The organism is Pseudomonas sp. H9 (genome assembly GCF_004353925.1).
Taxonomy (GTDB): domain Bacteria; phylum Pseudomonadota; class Gammaproteobacteria; order Pseudomonadales; family Pseudomonadaceae; genus Aquipseudomonas.
The window spans coordinates 1-13,860 of record NZ_SMOK01000022.1; the positions used below are offsets into that span (position 1 = coordinate 1).

Consider the following 13,860-nt stretch of genomic DNA (forward strand, 5'->3'; position numbering starts at 1 on the left):
CGCCGCTGCACGCAAGGGCGACAAGCTGACCTGCGGCGCGACCATTTCCAGTGGCTCGGGCAACGTCATCATCGGCGGCGGCACCTACCGCTACCTGCCGGTGGACGACGAGATCCCGCAATGGCTGCGCACCACCGTGGATGTGCTGATGGCCATCGCCGGTGCTGCGGGCGGTATCGCCCAGTTGATCAAGGCCGGCACCCAGGCCGGCATGAAGGCCGTGATGCCCTGTGCGATGAAGTTCACCGCAGGCTTCGTTGCCGGTGAAGTGGCCAGCCGCTACGTGGTGGAACCGGTGGCGCGCAAGGCGATTGGCGGGCTGGTCGGCAACCCGGTCGACCTCACCACCGGGCGCAAACTGATCCCCGATGAAATCGACTTCAGCCTGCCGGGCCTGATGCCGATTGAGTGGTCGCGCTTCTATGCCAGCGACCTCACCGTCGACAGCGTGCTTGGCCGCGGCTGGGTGCTGCCCTGGGAACAGAGCCTGCGCCGCAGCGGCAGCTTCATCTACCTCACCGACAACCAGGGCCGCGAAGTCCCCTTCGTGACCTTGCAAGCGGGCGAGCGCATCTACAACCCGCACGAGCAGGTGTACCTGGTGTGCACCGAAGGTGGCCACTACCTGCTGCAAACCCTCGACAACCTGTTCTTCTACTTTGGCGAAGTACCGGACGACGACCGCAACGTCCCGTTGCAGCGCATCGAAAACGCCCTTGGCCATTTCCTGCACTTCACCCGCACGCCCGCCGGCACCTTGACTGACATCAGCGCCACTGGCGGCACCCGCGTGCACCTGCACTACGACCACCCGCTGGGGCGCCTGACCGACATCAAGCGCGTGGTGAACAACCAGGCGGTCGAAACCCTGACCCAATACCGTTACGACGAACACGGCCAACTCAGCGAAGTGATCAACCGCAACGGCGATTCGGTGCGGCGCTTCAGCTACGCCGACGGCCTGATGGTGACCCACAGCAACGCCCTGGGCCTGGGCTGCCACTACCGCTGGGAAACCCTCGGCGGCACACCGCGCGTGGTCGAGCACTGGACCAGCGATGGCGAACACTTTCACTTCCGTTACGACCTCGACGCCCGCAGCAGCTGGGCCACCGATGTGCTCGGGCGCGAGCTGCAGGTGCAGTACAACGCCGACCACCGCGTAATTGCCAGCCGTGACTATGGTGGCGAACGTTACGCCATCGACCTCGATGACCACGGCAACATGGTCGGCCTGGGCTTGCCGGACGGCAACCAGCTCAGCTTCACGTACGACGAATTTTCCCGTCTGCTTGAAGAGTGCGACCCGCTCGGGCGCAAGACCACCTACGAGTACCACCACCTGACCCGACTGGTGACCCACGTCACCTACCCGGACGGCAGCACCTGGCGGGCGCGCTACGACGACAAGGGCAACCTGCTGGCTGAAACCGATGCCTTGGGGAATTTGACCGAATACCTCAACGGCGACGACGGCCTGCCGCACACCATCATCGACGCGACCTACACGTCCAAATACCTGTGGTGGAACACCCTGGCGCAGGTTGAGCGTTATCAGGACTGCTCAGGCAAGAGCACCTACTACCGCTACGACGAACGCCAGCACCTCATTGCCGTCACCGATGCGCTGAAGCAGACCACCACACTGGAGCGCAAACCCGACGGCGAAGTGCTGCGCATCGACTACCCAGACGGCACGGCCGAGCACTTCACCTACAACGTCTACGGCCAGGTGCTCAGCCACACCGACGGCAAGGGCCAGAGCACGCGGCTGCTGCGCACCGCCCGCGGCCTGCCGAGCAGCCGTCAGGATGCCAAAGGCCAGCGGGTGCGCTACGAGTACGACAAAGCCCAGCGCCTGACCGCGCTGGTCAACGAGAACAACGCCACCTACCGCTTTGCCTATGACCTGTCGGATCGGCTCAGTGAAGAAGTGCGGGTCGACAACCTGACCCGACGCTTCAGCTACAACGATGGCGGCCACCTGACCCGGCTCGACGAAATCGGCTACGGCGAAAACGCCGAACGCCCGCAGCGCCACACCGAGTTCGAGCGCGACGCCATTGGCCGTTTGCTCACCAAGACCAACAGCGATGCGCAGCAAGCCTTCAAATACGACGATGGTGACCGCTTGCTGAGCATCGAACGGCACCCGACCGCGCTTGGCAAACGGCTGGGCATTAGCGAAGAAACGCTGGAGTACGCCTACGACCGGCTGGGCCGTCTGACACAAGAGATTACCCCGGACGGCGCACTCACCTATGAATACGACCCCCTCAGCAACCTGACCACACTGACCTTGCCGGATGGCCGCAAGGTCAACCACCTGTACTACGGCAGCGGCCACTTGCACCAACTGAACCTGGACGGCCAGGTGATCAGCGACATGGAGCGCGACGACCTGCACCGCGAGGTGTACCGCACCCAAGGCAAGCTGACCAGTTGTTTTGGCTATGACGCCATGGGGCGCAAGGCGTGGCAGTTCGCCTCGACCTTGCCGGCAGAAAAGCTTTCACAGGTGCAGAACCCTGGCATCCACCCAGAACTGCTGGTGGAGCACGCCTACAACCCGATTCATCGGCGCTACCAGTACGATCCTGCGGGGGAATTGGTGCGCACGCTGGACAAACTGCGCGGCGAGATCAAGTACGAATACGAAGCCAACGGCCAGTTGCGTAGCCGTGACACCGGCTCGTTGATTGGCAGTGAAGAATTCCGCTACGACCCTGCCGCCAACCGCCTGGACTTCAATGCCCGGCAGCTCGCCAAGGTCAAGGACAACCGCATCAAACACTGGCGGGATCAGGAGTACCGCTACGATGCGTGGGGCAACCTGATCGAGAAGCGCTCGGGGCACAGCAAGCTGCAGCATTTTGCCTACGACTGTGAGAACCGGTTGGTCCGTGCTGAGACGCTGGTCAACGGCAAGCTGGAGAGCACGGGCGAGTATCGCTACGACAGCCTCGGGCGCCGGGTGGCCAAGCAGGCGGAAATCAACGGCGAGGTCGAACAGAAGCGCTTCCTCTGGCAAGGGCTGCGGATGCTGCGGGAGGAAACGCCTGGGCAGAGCATTTTGTACCTGTATGAGCCAGGTAGCTATGCGCCATTGTCGCGGGTTGATCAGGTGGAAGGGCAAGAGCAGCAGGTTTATTACTTCCATACCGATCAGATTGGTACGCCGCTGGAGCTGACGGACAGCGAGGGCGAGATTGTCTGGCAGGCGACGTATCGGTCGTGGGGTGAGATCGAGCAGCTGGCTGTCAATACGGTTGAGCAGAACCTGCGGTTTCAGGGGCAGTACTTTGATGGTGAGACGGGGCTGCACTACAACACGTTCAGATACTATGATCCTGAAGTCGGCAGATATTGCTCGCAGGATCCTTTAGGATTGAGTGGAGGTGACAATTTCTATCGTTATAACTCAAACCCGATAAGATGGGCTGATCCACTGGGCCTGATGCCTTTGGCCAACCCAGTTAACGTAGGTCATCATATGGTTCCGCATACACTGGCAACGTCGCTAGGTATAACGCCATTCAACTCATTCAATGATGTTCCATCTATGTTCTGGTTAGAGCAAGGGCAGTGGAATGATGTGGAGCATAGCGGTATGCATGGTTATAACGGAATTGCATCGGGTACTAAGCCAGTTGTCACGATGGATGCATTTAAATCTGAAGGGCTTACGAATGAAAAGTGGTTGCAGTCTCTTGAGGCGCATTACAACAACCCCGATATCGCTCATTTTAGAGGTGATCTGCGTATCATTGAAAATGGTAATCCAGGCAGAATAATTGCGGCGAATGTATCGCCTGCAGAGGGATGGGAAGCAACAAAGAAATGGGCACGATCTAAAGGGGCCGCGTTGCCAGGGTGTAGCTAATGAATTTGAAGAAAGCTCAGTATGTAACGGTTAACGACTCGAGGCTTATTGCTAACGGTTCGCTAAATGTAGGAGGGGAGTTGGTTCCGCTCTCGAATTTTGATTTTGGTATATATGGAGATGTGCAAAGAAAGGTTTTGGTTAGCTGGTGTGGGGGGGCGAAGGTTAATTATGGTTCGGCAGTAAGTAGTAGTTTTATTTCTAGGAGGGAGGTGGTGGTTGATGTTGTTGGTGGTGGAGGGGTTTCACTTGATATAGGGGTTGAAAAGTTAATATTAGACTCTTCGCCGGTCTCGGTGGGGAAATATAGGCTTTGCATCGAGGTTAATCTGGATGTTCCTCTTAAAACTATTGGGGAGGTCCCGGAGCATGTCAAACCGTTGGTGCAGTATTCAGAGGTGTTAAATGTTGTGTTTAGCCTGGATTTCTGCGCTAGTCCGCTACTGAATGAAGTCTCCAGAAAAAGACCGGTGTATGATGGGTACGGTCAGCTGGGTTTTTTTATCGCTGACTTACAGAAGATGAATGATTATGTGGTGTCTAGGCTTGGGCCTGGAAAAATAAATTTAAAAAATGCTTTTTGTGAAACGGAAATCGCCAATGAGCTATTTGAAGAGGGTTTGTTGATTTTGGTTTGGGGGATGACTCCGTGGCAATACTACATATATGGGCTGGATGAGGTGGCTGATGCTAAGTATGTGCCTGGTTTAATTCGACCTCAGTTTGAGGGGAAATACAGGCTTCGTTCTGATATCACAGAGCCAAGCGTTGTTCCTGGGGAGTTTCTATTAAACTGGCCAGAATGCATGCTTGTGGATTTTCCAAAGATATCATTAGGGGGGAGTGGAGAAACAGTGAGCGTTGAAGTGAGCGTCATGGGTTTCTATATTCCAGGGATTGGTGTTGGTCCGAGACTGGCCGTGATCACCGCGAGCAGGCAAGAAAGCGAAATGGTAATTGATCCACTTTTGAGGGTGGATATAGAGTCTGTGGAGCCTGAGTTGGGGTTTTAAATATTCTGCTTGTACCTTTTGTATTAGTTTTGAGGTGAGCAGTTAGGAGGGATTGGGATTGAGTTTCTGAGTTTGGATTTTATATTGTGTATTGTTGCATGAGTTGTGGAGGTATAAGTCACCTACTTGGGCGACTGCACCTGACAAGCGCGCTATGACGACAAGGGCAACCTGCTGGCTGAAACCGATGCGCTGAGGACCTGACCGAATACCTCATCGGCGACGACGTCCTGTCGCACACCAGCATCGACGCGACCTTCAAGCCCAAATATCTGTGATGGAACCCCTTGGCACAGATCGAGTGTTACCTAGTTTCTTGTAGGGAGAGAGATGTGATTTCGCTGAATGACATAATTAGTAATGTGAATAATGAGTTTGCAGATCGAAAAATTTATTTTGGTTTGTCGGAAGTCCCTGAAAGCATTATTTTGCCTGAGTCATGGAAGAGTTTTGGGCTGAGTCTTGATGAGGCACCAACATATCCCGTGGAATGGCATTCTTACATCACTGAATTTCCATCAGTCATTGCGCTCTTGAACGATAGCCTGCTAGGTACTGCGTTGCTGGCCAGCGAAAAAGTGGAAATGCTCTATATATTCCATGATGCGAATGGTTTCTACTACTACTTGGGTGGGCTGCCTATTGGGGGATAGGCGGTAGATATAGCAGATTTTGATAATATTCCTGCACGGCTTCAGGAGTTTTATCGTGAAGTACATGATGGCTATACATTCTTCTCTGCGCGCTCTATGGGGCCTCAGCGTTTGCGTGATCTTTTTCGTGTGTCTGATCTAATCGACGAAGAAGATGTGTCTTTTGCAGAAAACTGGATTGCTGTTTTTTCAAATGGCGCAGGAGATTATGTCGCGGTAGATGCGAAGGTAGAAGAATCGGGTGGGTTGATATGGTGGCACGAAGAACCCAAGGCTCCAGAGTTTGGTGTGGATATTTTCGAAGTTATGAACGCATGGATGGCGATTTTTTTAGAAGATACCAAAACCCGTGATGAGCTAATTGCTAAGTTTCATTAAAGGTTAGGTAACGCTCTTTAAGAAATATGGCGCAGTACGGTCCGGGAGGCAGCTTTCCCTCAGATACTCTTCGAAGTTTGCAATACCGGTTGCGCCAATAGCTTCTGTAGACAGTATGTTCTCATCCTCCCGTCAAGGGCGATTACAACTGCTTCCCCAATGCTTTCATTGAAAGTGTGGCGGCGGTCACCACCTGCTGAAAGCTCTCGATAACCTGTTCTTCTACTTCGGTGAAGTGCCTGACGACGATAGCAGCGTCCCGCTGCAGCGCGTCGAAAACACCCTTAAGCACTTTCTGTATTTCGCCCGCTCCCCCAGATGATACAGGCAGGACGTAGGGGTCAAATTATGAATGAGGTTGGTATGTTCTCTAAAGATGACTTGTTGCAGTCTTTTGCAAGCGTAGATGAATATGCAGGTTGCTATTTTTTTCAGCACAAGCTTCCAAAAGTGATCTATGAGTATTGTTTGAAGAGCGCAGATAAGCAAGATCTGCTGATTATATCTGAGGGTGTGAGTGATAAGAGGTTTTCTGCAGAAGTTGTTGGGCAGGTTCCTGACTCCTTGAGTCAAGATAAGGCTGTAGTATTCGAAATTTTTGCTAATAAATATGGTTTTACTCATGCGCTGGTTGTGCCCAACACTTATCACGGCAGCTTGAAAGGACGATTGGAAGGCAGAAGAGAAAATTTATATCTTTGTATTCCCATATACCGTTGTGAGTTTTCAGGTGACGAGTCTGTCGAAGAGTTTAAAGAGCTACGCCTGCATTATGTGCCGACATTAGATTGGGAGAGAAAGGCGAGCCCTAAACTTCGCGTATATTTCGATAATCCCACGACGGGAGGAGGTACTGACGAATTAGGCGCTTTCTTTAAGTGGTCGGCTCTGTTGAAAGAAATCAGTAATCTCAATGGCGTAGCGAGCGGATTTATTGAGGTTGCCAATTGGTCCGGTAAGGTCATTGAAGTAGTTTCTCCTAATGATGGTGAATATATACTGATAAGAAACAGAAGGGACGAACAGGCGCTCCCGATAGATAGCTTGCTTGATGAGATTAAAATTTTCGCTTTTACTTGATCATTCTTCATGTTCGAAGAACCAGGTTCGGCGACGACATATCGCACACCAGCGCGCTGGGCGGCTTCCTGATCGGAGCCGCCCTGGGTAACGCGCTGGTGGCTACAGTGGCCATTGCCACGTTCACCTGCGGGTTCGGCGTAGCCTTGCTGGCCGGTCGCGCGGCTGGCATCGGAGGCAGCTTGCTGACCGCCGCAGGGGAGGCGCTAGGTATAAGTTTCTCAGAATTTAAAGTACAGCCTTCCCCGCGATCGGCTGTTTGCATAGCAGCTGACCCACCGAAGCGGTTCGATTTGCTGGCGTTTCGCACCAGATCGCAGGGCAAGCCAGCTCCTACCGGGGCTGGCCTCTTGGTTAGTGAAGGCTTCGGGTAAAGTCCTGCAAGGCAGTTGTTCCTACCGAGCCGGTCGCTAACGTTTAATCAGCTTTTGCCCGATGCATCCTGTTCAACTACCAGGTCCAGTACATAGACGTGCGATGGGGCGTCGGCTGGCGGGTTCTTCCATTCGTATTGCTTCACTCTCACCACCGTACGCACACCGTCGTGGTGCTCGTAGCCTTCAATGGTCTGGTACAGCGGGTGCCAGGTGTCCTGGGTCGGCAGTTGCAAGCCGGCGTCATCATAACGGCGCTCGCGCACTTGCAGGCATTGGTAGTTGGGGATCAGCGGATGGCTGCACGTGACGGTCTTGGCGGCGACTTCCAGGAATTTGATCTCGCCTTTGCTGCCGTAGCGGGTCTCGGGGGTGGCTTCGCCCTGGAACTTCAACACCGAGCCGTCTTGGGTGGTCAGCTGGAGCACCGGCTCCGGGCTGTCATGGGTGATGACGGTGCGCAGGTCCCCTTTGAGCAGGCGCCCGACTTCGGAATCGAGCGCCATGAGGCTCTTGTCGCAGGCCATCAAGGTTGAGGCCAGCGACGGCACCTTCAGTACACCGTCCTGGTAGCTGTATTGACCAAACTGGCCGTTGCAACCACCGCTGACTTTCAGGTTGTGCCCGGCAAAACTCAGGCGCAGTTTGCGCTCAGTGCCTTTGCTCAGGGCGGCGATGGGGTTGCCCGAAGCATCTGTGGCCGAAACCAGGTTCCAGTAGTAGGCCGAAAGCTCAGGCTGGGCTGCGACCGACGCGGGAGTGGCAGGCATGGAAGGCGACCCTTCATGGGAGGTGGAAGCCGGGGTGCACGCCTGGAGCAGGGCAGCACAGACGGCAACGAGGAGAATGTTCTGTTTCATGGTTCGCTCTTTCAGCCTTGAAAATGAGGGGCGGTATCCTTTGCGCAGAGGAAGCTTGCGCCAGTAAACCAGGTACTGAGGTCGTTTCAGGTTTGTCCCGTGGTGTGGGCCTTGCCCAGACTGCAGGCCAAGCTGCTCGACTTCAGTGACCGATGGCAATCGGACAGCATCTGTGTCGATCAGTTTCATAGGCAGGGTGCCTTGAGATTGTTGCTAAATCTTACGCAGCAGGCCGACAGTTTGCTGAAGTAGTATGTGCAGATTCTGCTATCAGGGGGCGTGGAGCACTGCGCCCAGTCTTCTTCTCATTACTAAGGAATGGTGTGATGCCGAGCCCGGTGTTTATTCAACGGAAGGTATTGTTTGGGGACTGCGATCCTGAAGGCATTGTCTATACGCCAAGGTTTTCATATTTCGTGCTGGAGGCCGTTCACGAGGCGCTGGGTGTCTGGCTGAACGGCCCGGGGCTCAGGGCGCTTTTAGGCTTCAATATATTGCCGCCGGCAAGGGCATTCTCTCTGGAGTTTCTACACCCGGTCACATGGGACGATGAGCTGACGATCAAAGTGAGTGTGTCGAATGTGGGGGAACATTCTTTCTCGTTTTCTGTTGAAGGGCGTCTTCCGTCAGATGTACTGGCGTTTGTTGCAAGCCTGACGCAGGTTTGTGTTTGCCCGCAAACGCGGGAAGTGGTAGCGGTTCCTCTGCCGCTGCGGGTGCTCTTGCAGTAAAAATGACACACGCTGCCGGGGCAGTGCGTTGGCTGCATTCTTCTGATTAACCTGTTGGGCACCGGACCTGCGCTGATCAATAAGGGCGCCAGCGCAGGTTTAATCGCTGCGACTATTCTTAAGCTGTGTACGACGCAGGCCTGACGGTCGATGTACTTTTTGCCTGAGGAGTCGCTGTTTTGAGCAAGCAGTTTCTCTCCGCAGTTGTCTGCACAATGCTGCTGAGCCCATGGTGGGTTGAAGCCGGGCAGCCATCAAGCCTGTTTGCCAGCTGGGCAACGCCATCTTCAATGTTTGAAGCGGGAGAGACCCGACTTCCGATCAAGCCTGCGAAACGGTTCTCCCGTACTGAACAGTCGGCCTGCCGAGAAAGAATGTCGCCCAATCCAGGCTTCATTGAGTATTTGCAAGAGAGTGCCGAGAAAGGAGATATCAAGGCGCAGATGACGCTTGGCCACTCCTACCGCAATGGCGATTACCTGGATAAGGCTGATCCAGAGCGTGCCGCTTATTGGTTTAAAAAGGCCGCCGATCAAGGAGACCTTGATGCGCAAGTTGTGCTCGGCACACTTTACGACAAAGGTGAAGGCGTGCCCCAAAACCATGAGCAAGCGGTGATCCTGTACCAGCTCGCTGCCACCAGCGGTGATCAATGGGGGCAGGTGTTTCTGGGGCAGCACTACCTGACGGGGCGGGGCGTCAAGAAAAGTGTGAAGCTGGGGCGGTACTGGTTGCGTAAGGCCGCCGATCAAGGCAACGGGCCGGCAAAGGAAATGCTTGGCAAGTTGCCGCCGAACTCCAACTAGTGCTTTGCGCTACTACAGCTGCGAAACACCTGACTCATCAGGCTGATCTGCACCCTGGGCATTACTGACCGACATCGGCGTAGTTGTGAGCATCACGTTATAGGTGCCCAGGTCGGCATCGTTACGCTGCGATTTGATGGACAGGCTTTTGCCTGTCCAGTGCAGCACTTCGTTATCAAAGCTGGCGCCTGATTTGGTCTTGATCAAGTTGCTTTTGCTTTGAGAAGGCGGGCCGTAGTCGGCGCGCAGCATTTCTGCCACCAGGCCGCTACTGTTTGACGGGCCGGTGAACACCAGTGTTTCGATCTTGCCATTGACCACCTGGGCAACCAGTTTGTAGCCCAGCAGCACGCGGCGGGAGTCGGTGCCCAGAATGACAAATCGACCTGGCGTTTCAGTGGCCGCGCGGCAGAGTGTTGTCGATGTTGTCGCATTGGCTGGGCATTCTGCTACTTCGTTGAGAAAGTCGCCCTGCAGGTCAACACCCATGAACGACGTTGGTTCCTGCGCCCAGGTAGTGGAGGGCTGCTGTGTGCCGGCAGCCAGCGCGCTGGAGGGGATCAGAAGGCCAGTCATCACGAGCTTCAGTAGGGTCATGCAAATCTTCCTTGATAGGGCCAAGCCCGATGCAAGAGGGTCGCCCGGGGCCGGGCGTGGTCAGTGGAGGCGCACGACACTCATCGCAACGTGCTAATACGATTGAGTGTCAGTAGCATAGAATTGGTCGGCATTATACATGCCGCTTACAGATCAATGCGCGATATTCGCCGCTGCAAAGTAACTTTTTCTGACTGTTTGTCGGAATTGGCGCCCAACGCCCCGACTGCTGATTCGAGGGCGTTGGGTGCTATGGGGCTATGGTTGCATTACACACGCGTTACCGATTGCCAGGCTTATGCTGTGTTCGGCGTTCATTCGCGCGCAGTGCATCAATGCTTCTTCCTTGCTGGCATAGCTTGGCTTGAGCCGCATTTTTTCCTGGTTGTCGTAGATGTCGAAGCCACCGGAAACAGTTGTCGCGTAAAAGCGGGTGCCGGCACGGAAAGATTCCTGCTCGATAGGCACCGCCGGGACGATAACGAATCTTGTTTGCATTTTTTGTGCCTCCCCAGGCAGACATTTAACTATTAGCTATCCATTTGAAGGGCTGCAACAAAGCTTCAAAGCAGGCGACCAGAGGTCAACGTGGGGAGCGAACGCGCTCGCGCTAATTCAGACGAAGTGCTAATGCAAACGATTCTCAAAGATTATGTGGTCGTGTAATCTCGCCGCCGCCTAGGCAGCAAGCCGGTGTGCTGCCTGAAAACAGTGTTTGTCGGGGATGGAAATGGATGACAAAAAAGGGGCTGTTGCTATTTTGCAATGGCGTAGCAGCTTCCTGGTAAATGGCGTGCTGCACGAGGCGGCCTATGATCAGGCATTGATTGCCGCAGAGCGCCTGGAGCGGGCTGGGGCGGTCAGTGCGAGTGAGTGGATCGATATGGTGCGCCAAGCCAACGCTGCCTTGTTACGGCATCAAGGATAGGTTGATTGCGCTGGGTGATGCGCTGACTCAGCTCAACCCCCAGGCCAACAAGGACAGTACCGATGCCAGTAGCGTACCCAACACGGCGCTGTACTCGATCTTGGAATGCTGGGCGTGCACGCGCACGTCCTCAAAGTATTGGGCCTGGGTCGGTGCATGAGGGTGATGGCGCAGATCCTCTGCCAGCACCTGCAGGCGCGAGTCGATGATGGCGCCAAGGGCAAAGAAGGTGACGGCGTAGCTGGCGATGAAGATCAACAGGTATTTCATGAGCGTTCCCTGGCGTTGACGATTGGAAGTCTCTGGCTTATACAAGCGTCCCTTTTGCCAAAAAGCGCTGCTGCAGGAACTGATAATGAACGACGACCTGGACATTCATGAGCCCGAGCATGATCACTTACTTGATCATGAGTTCTACGAGGTCGACGCTGCCCTGCAAGAAGAAGTCGACCCGTTGTTCGATCCCCAGGACGACGAGCACATCGACGCCCTGGATGAAGTCGACTGGGATGAGGGCGTCGATCCGCTCGATGACCTGTAAGTACAGGGGCTGAGCTAACGGCCATCTGCCGAGAATTTGCCAGCACCTGTTACCGACAATAGTAGCAAGCCTCCACAAATGCTCAGGTTTTTGAAGAACTGTACGCTGTTAGCGGCGCGCTCTGGGTCGACCATCGTCCAGAACGGATGGCCGATGACGGCGGTGCCGATCACGAACAGGGCAAACAGGAACGCCAATGGGCGTGTGTAGAAGCCGATGATCAGCAAGATGGCCACGAAGAACTCCATCACCACCGCAACTGCGGCTGCAACCATGGGCATCGGGGCACCCAGTGAGGTCATGTAGCCGACGGTGCCGTCGAAGCCGGTCAGCTTGCTCCAGCCAGACATGATGAACAGAATCATGAGCATGATTCGCGCCAGCAGAATGATCACATCACGCTGATTATCGAACAGGGTATAACGCATGGCCGCCTTCCTTTGTTGTGGGGCCATTTCACCTTAGCAGCTGGTTGTTGCCTTTGCGCCATGTAAGGGGGAATCACGTGTAACAAAAAAGGCGCCTCAAGGGCGCCTTCTTCAGAAGATGGTGCGAGTGGCGGGACTCGAACCCGCAAGGCTCACGCCGGCAGATTTTAAGTCTGCTGTGTATACCAATTCCACCACACTCGCACAGTGTTGAAAGGGTCTGGCGACCGGGCGTGCTATGGAATACAGCCCTGGAGAATATGCATTTCCTCCGCAATCAAGCGAGCTTTATAACTCATGGCTATATTTGAGTCAACCGCAAGGTACGGTGTGAATGGGTTGCTTCTGGCAATCATCGCCTGGTCGCTGGAATTGCGCGCGATGTTGGCTGTCTATGCTTGATCAAGTGTGCGATTTACGTGGAGCTACCATGGGTTCTTCTGATCGCTCGGATGTGCCAAGCATGCAGGCCAGCCGTTACGAGCAACTGGTGCAGGCGGTGGTGGATTACGCCATTTACATGCTTGATCCCCAGGGGCATGTGGTGTCCTGGAATGCCGGTGCCCAGCGCATCAAGGGATGGCGTGCCGAAGAGGTCATTGGCAAGCACTTTTCCTTGTTTTTCACCGAGCAGGATCGCATTGACGGTAGGCCCGCCACGTTGCTTGAGCGTGCGTTAAGCACAGGGGTCGCCCAGGACGAAGGCTGGCGTGTGCGTAAAGACGGTACACGATTCTGGGCATTGGCGGCGCTGGATGTGATCCGCTCTCCAGAAGGTGAGATCCTCGGGCTGGCAAAAATTACCCGGGACATTACCGATCGCCGTGAGGCTGCACTGCAGCTGGATGCCATGCGTGCGCAGTTGTTCCAGTCGCAGAAGCTTGAAGCATTGGGCCAGTTGACCGGGGGAATGGCCCATGACTTCAACAACCTCCTGACCATCATCATTGCCTCGGCGAAGCTGGCCCTCAAAAGTAACGATCAGCAGCGCAACCAGCGTTTGCTTGAGCACATCCTCGATGCGGGCGAGCGGGGCACCCAAATGACCCAGCAACTCCTCAGCTTTGCCCGGCACAGGGCGCTGAAGCAGGGGCGGGTGCAGGTTCTGCAGTTGATTGAGTCGATTCACTTGCTGCTGGCTCATGCGCTACCCAAGGACGTCGAGCTGCAGGTACAACTGGAGGAAGGGTTGCAAGACGTCGCGGTCGACGGCGGCCAGTTGCAAATGGTTTTGCTCAATCTGATCCTCAATGCCCGCGATGCCATGGAGAGCGAGGGGGTCATCCGTTTGCTGGGCTGCAATTGTCAGCTTGCGGGTGAGGTCGACGACCTGCACGGCGCCTATGTGCGACTGGACGTCAGTGATGATGGCCGAGGCATTGCGCCGCATGTGTTACCGCGGATCTTCGAACCTTTTTTCACCACCAAGGCGTTTGGCAAGGGAACTGGACTGGGGTTGAGTCAGGTCTATGGTTTTACCAAGCAGAGCAATGGTGCCGTGAGCGTCGCCAGCGTACCCGGCGAAGGCACGTGCGTGAGCTTGTATCTGCCCGCGTTCCGAGAGGACATAACGACGGCAAACTGAACA

The 13,860-nt window shown here is 55.1% G+C and carries 15 protein-coding genes and 1 tRNA gene; 10 read left to right on the plus strand and 6 right to left on the minus strand.

Annotation, left to right across the window (positions count from 1 at the left end):
- The 5 genes from E1573_RS16930 to E1573_RS16955 form a co-directional block, all read left to right on the plus strand.
- Positions 1-3,883, plus strand: a 3,883-nt coding sequence (locus E1573_RS16930) for an RHS repeat-associated core domain-containing protein (RefSeq protein WP_256659555.1), incomplete at its 5' end; no start/stop codon positions are given.
- A complete protein-coding gene (locus E1573_RS16935) occupies positions 3,883-4,896 on the plus strand; it encodes a hypothetical protein (RefSeq protein WP_133215729.1) in 1,014 nt (337 codons plus the stop codon). The genes E1573_RS16930 and E1573_RS16935, both read left to right, overlap by 1 nt.
- A 332-nt stretch (positions 4,897-5,228) precedes the next feature.
- Positions 5,229-5,549, plus strand: a complete 321-nt coding sequence (locus E1573_RS16945; RefSeq protein ID WP_133215730.1) for a hypothetical protein — start codon at positions 5,229-5,231, stop codon at positions 5,547-5,549.
- A gap of 27 nt (positions 5,550-5,576) precedes the next feature.
- Positions 5,577-5,927, plus strand: coding sequence for a hypothetical protein (locus E1573_RS16950; RefSeq protein ID WP_371925186.1), 351 nt, complete (start codon positions 5,577-5,579; stop codon positions 5,925-5,927).
- Between the two features lie 363 nt (positions 5,928-6,290).
- Positions 6,291-7,007 (plus strand): hypothetical protein, encoded by a 717-nt coding sequence (locus tag E1573_RS16955; RefSeq protein WP_133215732.1) that lies wholly within the window; start codon positions 6,291-6,293, stop codon positions 7,005-7,007.
- Positions 7,008-7,428: 421 nt separating this feature from the next.
- Here the strand turns inward: E1573_RS16955 and E1573_RS16960 are convergent, their stop codons facing one another.
- Positions 7,429-8,241: an META and DUF4377 domain-containing protein gene (locus E1573_RS16960; RefSeq protein WP_133215733.1), complete on the minus strand. Its 813-nt coding sequence runs from the start codon at positions 8,239-8,241 to the stop codon at positions 7,429-7,431.
- A gap of 326 nt (positions 8,242-8,567) precedes the next feature.
- Here E1573_RS16960 and E1573_RS16965 point away from each other — a divergent pair, with 326 nt between their 5' ends.
- Entirely contained in the window at positions 8,568-8,972 is a 405-nt protein-coding gene (locus tag E1573_RS16965) for a thioesterase family protein (protein WP_133215734.1), read from the plus strand.
- 179 nt (positions 8,973-9,151) lie between these two features.
- Complete coding sequence (locus E1573_RS16970) at positions 9,152-9,778, plus strand: tetratricopeptide repeat protein (protein ID WP_133215735.1); 627 nt, start codon at positions 9,152-9,154, stop codon at positions 9,776-9,778.
- Positions 9,779-9,790: 12 nt separating this feature from the next.
- On the opposite strand, the gene E1573_RS16975 is transcribed toward E1573_RS16970, so the two are convergent.
- Positions 9,791-10,375, minus strand: a complete 585-nt coding sequence (locus E1573_RS16975; RefSeq protein WP_133215736.1) for a hypothetical protein — start codon at positions 10,373-10,375, stop codon at positions 9,791-9,793.
- A gap of 258 nt (positions 10,376-10,633) precedes the next feature.
- Entirely contained in the window at positions 10,634-10,873 is a 240-nt protein-coding gene (locus E1573_RS16980; RefSeq protein ID WP_133215737.1) for a hypothetical protein, read from the minus strand.
- 232 nt (positions 10,874-11,105) lie between these two features.
- Between E1573_RS16980 and E1573_RS16985 the strand changes: the two genes are divergently transcribed.
- Positions 11,106-11,303, plus strand: a complete 198-nt coding sequence (locus E1573_RS16985) for a hypothetical protein (protein WP_133215851.1) — start codon at positions 11,106-11,108, stop codon at positions 11,301-11,303.
- A gap of 27 nt (positions 11,304-11,330) precedes the next feature.
- On the opposite strand, the gene E1573_RS16990 is transcribed toward E1573_RS16985, so the two are convergent.
- Complete coding sequence (locus E1573_RS16990) at positions 11,331-11,573, minus strand: hypothetical protein (protein ID WP_133215738.1); 243 nt, start codon at positions 11,571-11,573, stop codon at positions 11,331-11,333.
- 85 nt (positions 11,574-11,658) lie between these two features.
- On the opposite strand from E1573_RS16990, the gene E1573_RS16995 reads away from it, so the two are divergent.
- The gene (locus tag E1573_RS16995; protein ID WP_133215739.1) at positions 11,659-11,844 is read left to right on the plus strand and encodes a hypothetical protein; all 186 of its coding nucleotides are present in this window, start codon (positions 11,659-11,661) and stop codon (positions 11,842-11,844) included.
- A gap of 14 nt (positions 11,845-11,858) precedes the next feature.
- Here the strand turns inward: E1573_RS16995 and E1573_RS17000 are convergent, their stop codons facing one another.
- Complete coding sequence (locus tag E1573_RS17000; protein WP_133215740.1) at positions 11,859-12,272, minus strand: DoxX family protein; 414 nt, start codon at positions 12,270-12,272, stop codon at positions 11,859-11,861.
- A gap of 119 nt (positions 12,273-12,391) precedes the next feature.
- Positions 12,392-12,476 (minus strand) — tRNA-Leu (locus tag E1573_RS17005).
- 226 nt (positions 12,477-12,702) lie between these two features.
- On the opposite strand from E1573_RS17005, the gene E1573_RS17010 reads away from it, so the two are divergent.
- Positions 12,703-13,857 (plus strand): nitrogen regulation protein NR(II), encoded by a 1,155-nt coding sequence (locus tag E1573_RS17010; protein WP_133215741.1) that lies wholly within the window; start codon positions 12,703-12,705, stop codon positions 13,855-13,857.
- The last annotated feature ends 3 nt before the right edge of the window (positions 13,858-13,860 follow it).

Coding starts and splice junctions, on each gene's coding strand:
- E1573_RS16935 (WP_133215729.1), top strand. CDS start 3,883: ATGAATTTGAAGAAAGCTCAGTATGTAACGGTTAACGACTCGAGGCTT.
- E1573_RS16980 (WP_133215737.1), bottom strand. CDS start 10,873: ATGCAAACAAGATTCGTTATCGTCCCGGCGGTGCCTATCGAGCAGGAA.
- E1573_RS16965 (WP_133215734.1), top strand. CDS start 8,568: ATGCCGAGCCCGGTGTTTATTCAACGGAAGGTATTGTTTGGGGACTGC.
- E1573_RS16990 (WP_133215738.1), bottom strand. CDS start 11,573: ATGAAATACCTGTTGATCTTCATCGCCAGCTACGCCGTCACCTTCTTT.
- E1573_RS16985 (WP_133215851.1), top strand. CDS start 11,106: ATGGATGACAAAAAAGGGGCTGTTGCTATTTTGCAATGGCGTAGCAGC.
- E1573_RS16960 (WP_133215733.1), bottom strand. CDS start 8,241: ATGAAACAGAACATTCTCCTCGTTGCCGTCTGTGCTGCCCTGCTCCAG.
- E1573_RS16955 (WP_133215732.1), top strand. CDS start 6,291: ATGTTCTCTAAAGATGACTTGTTGCAGTCTTTTGCAAGCGTAGATGAA.
- E1573_RS17010 (WP_133215741.1), top strand. CDS start 12,703: ATGGGTTCTTCTGATCGCTCGGATGTGCCAAGCATGCAGGCCAGCCGT.
- E1573_RS16975 (WP_133215736.1), bottom strand. CDS start 10,375: ATGACCCTACTGAAGCTCGTGATGACTGGCCTTCTGATCCCCTCCAGC.
- E1573_RS16995 (WP_133215739.1), top strand. CDS start 11,659: ATGAACGACGACCTGGACATTCATGAGCCCGAGCATGATCACTTACTT.
- E1573_RS17000 (WP_133215740.1), bottom strand. CDS start 12,272: ATGCGTTATACCCTGTTCGATAATCAGCGTGATGTGATCATTCTGCTG.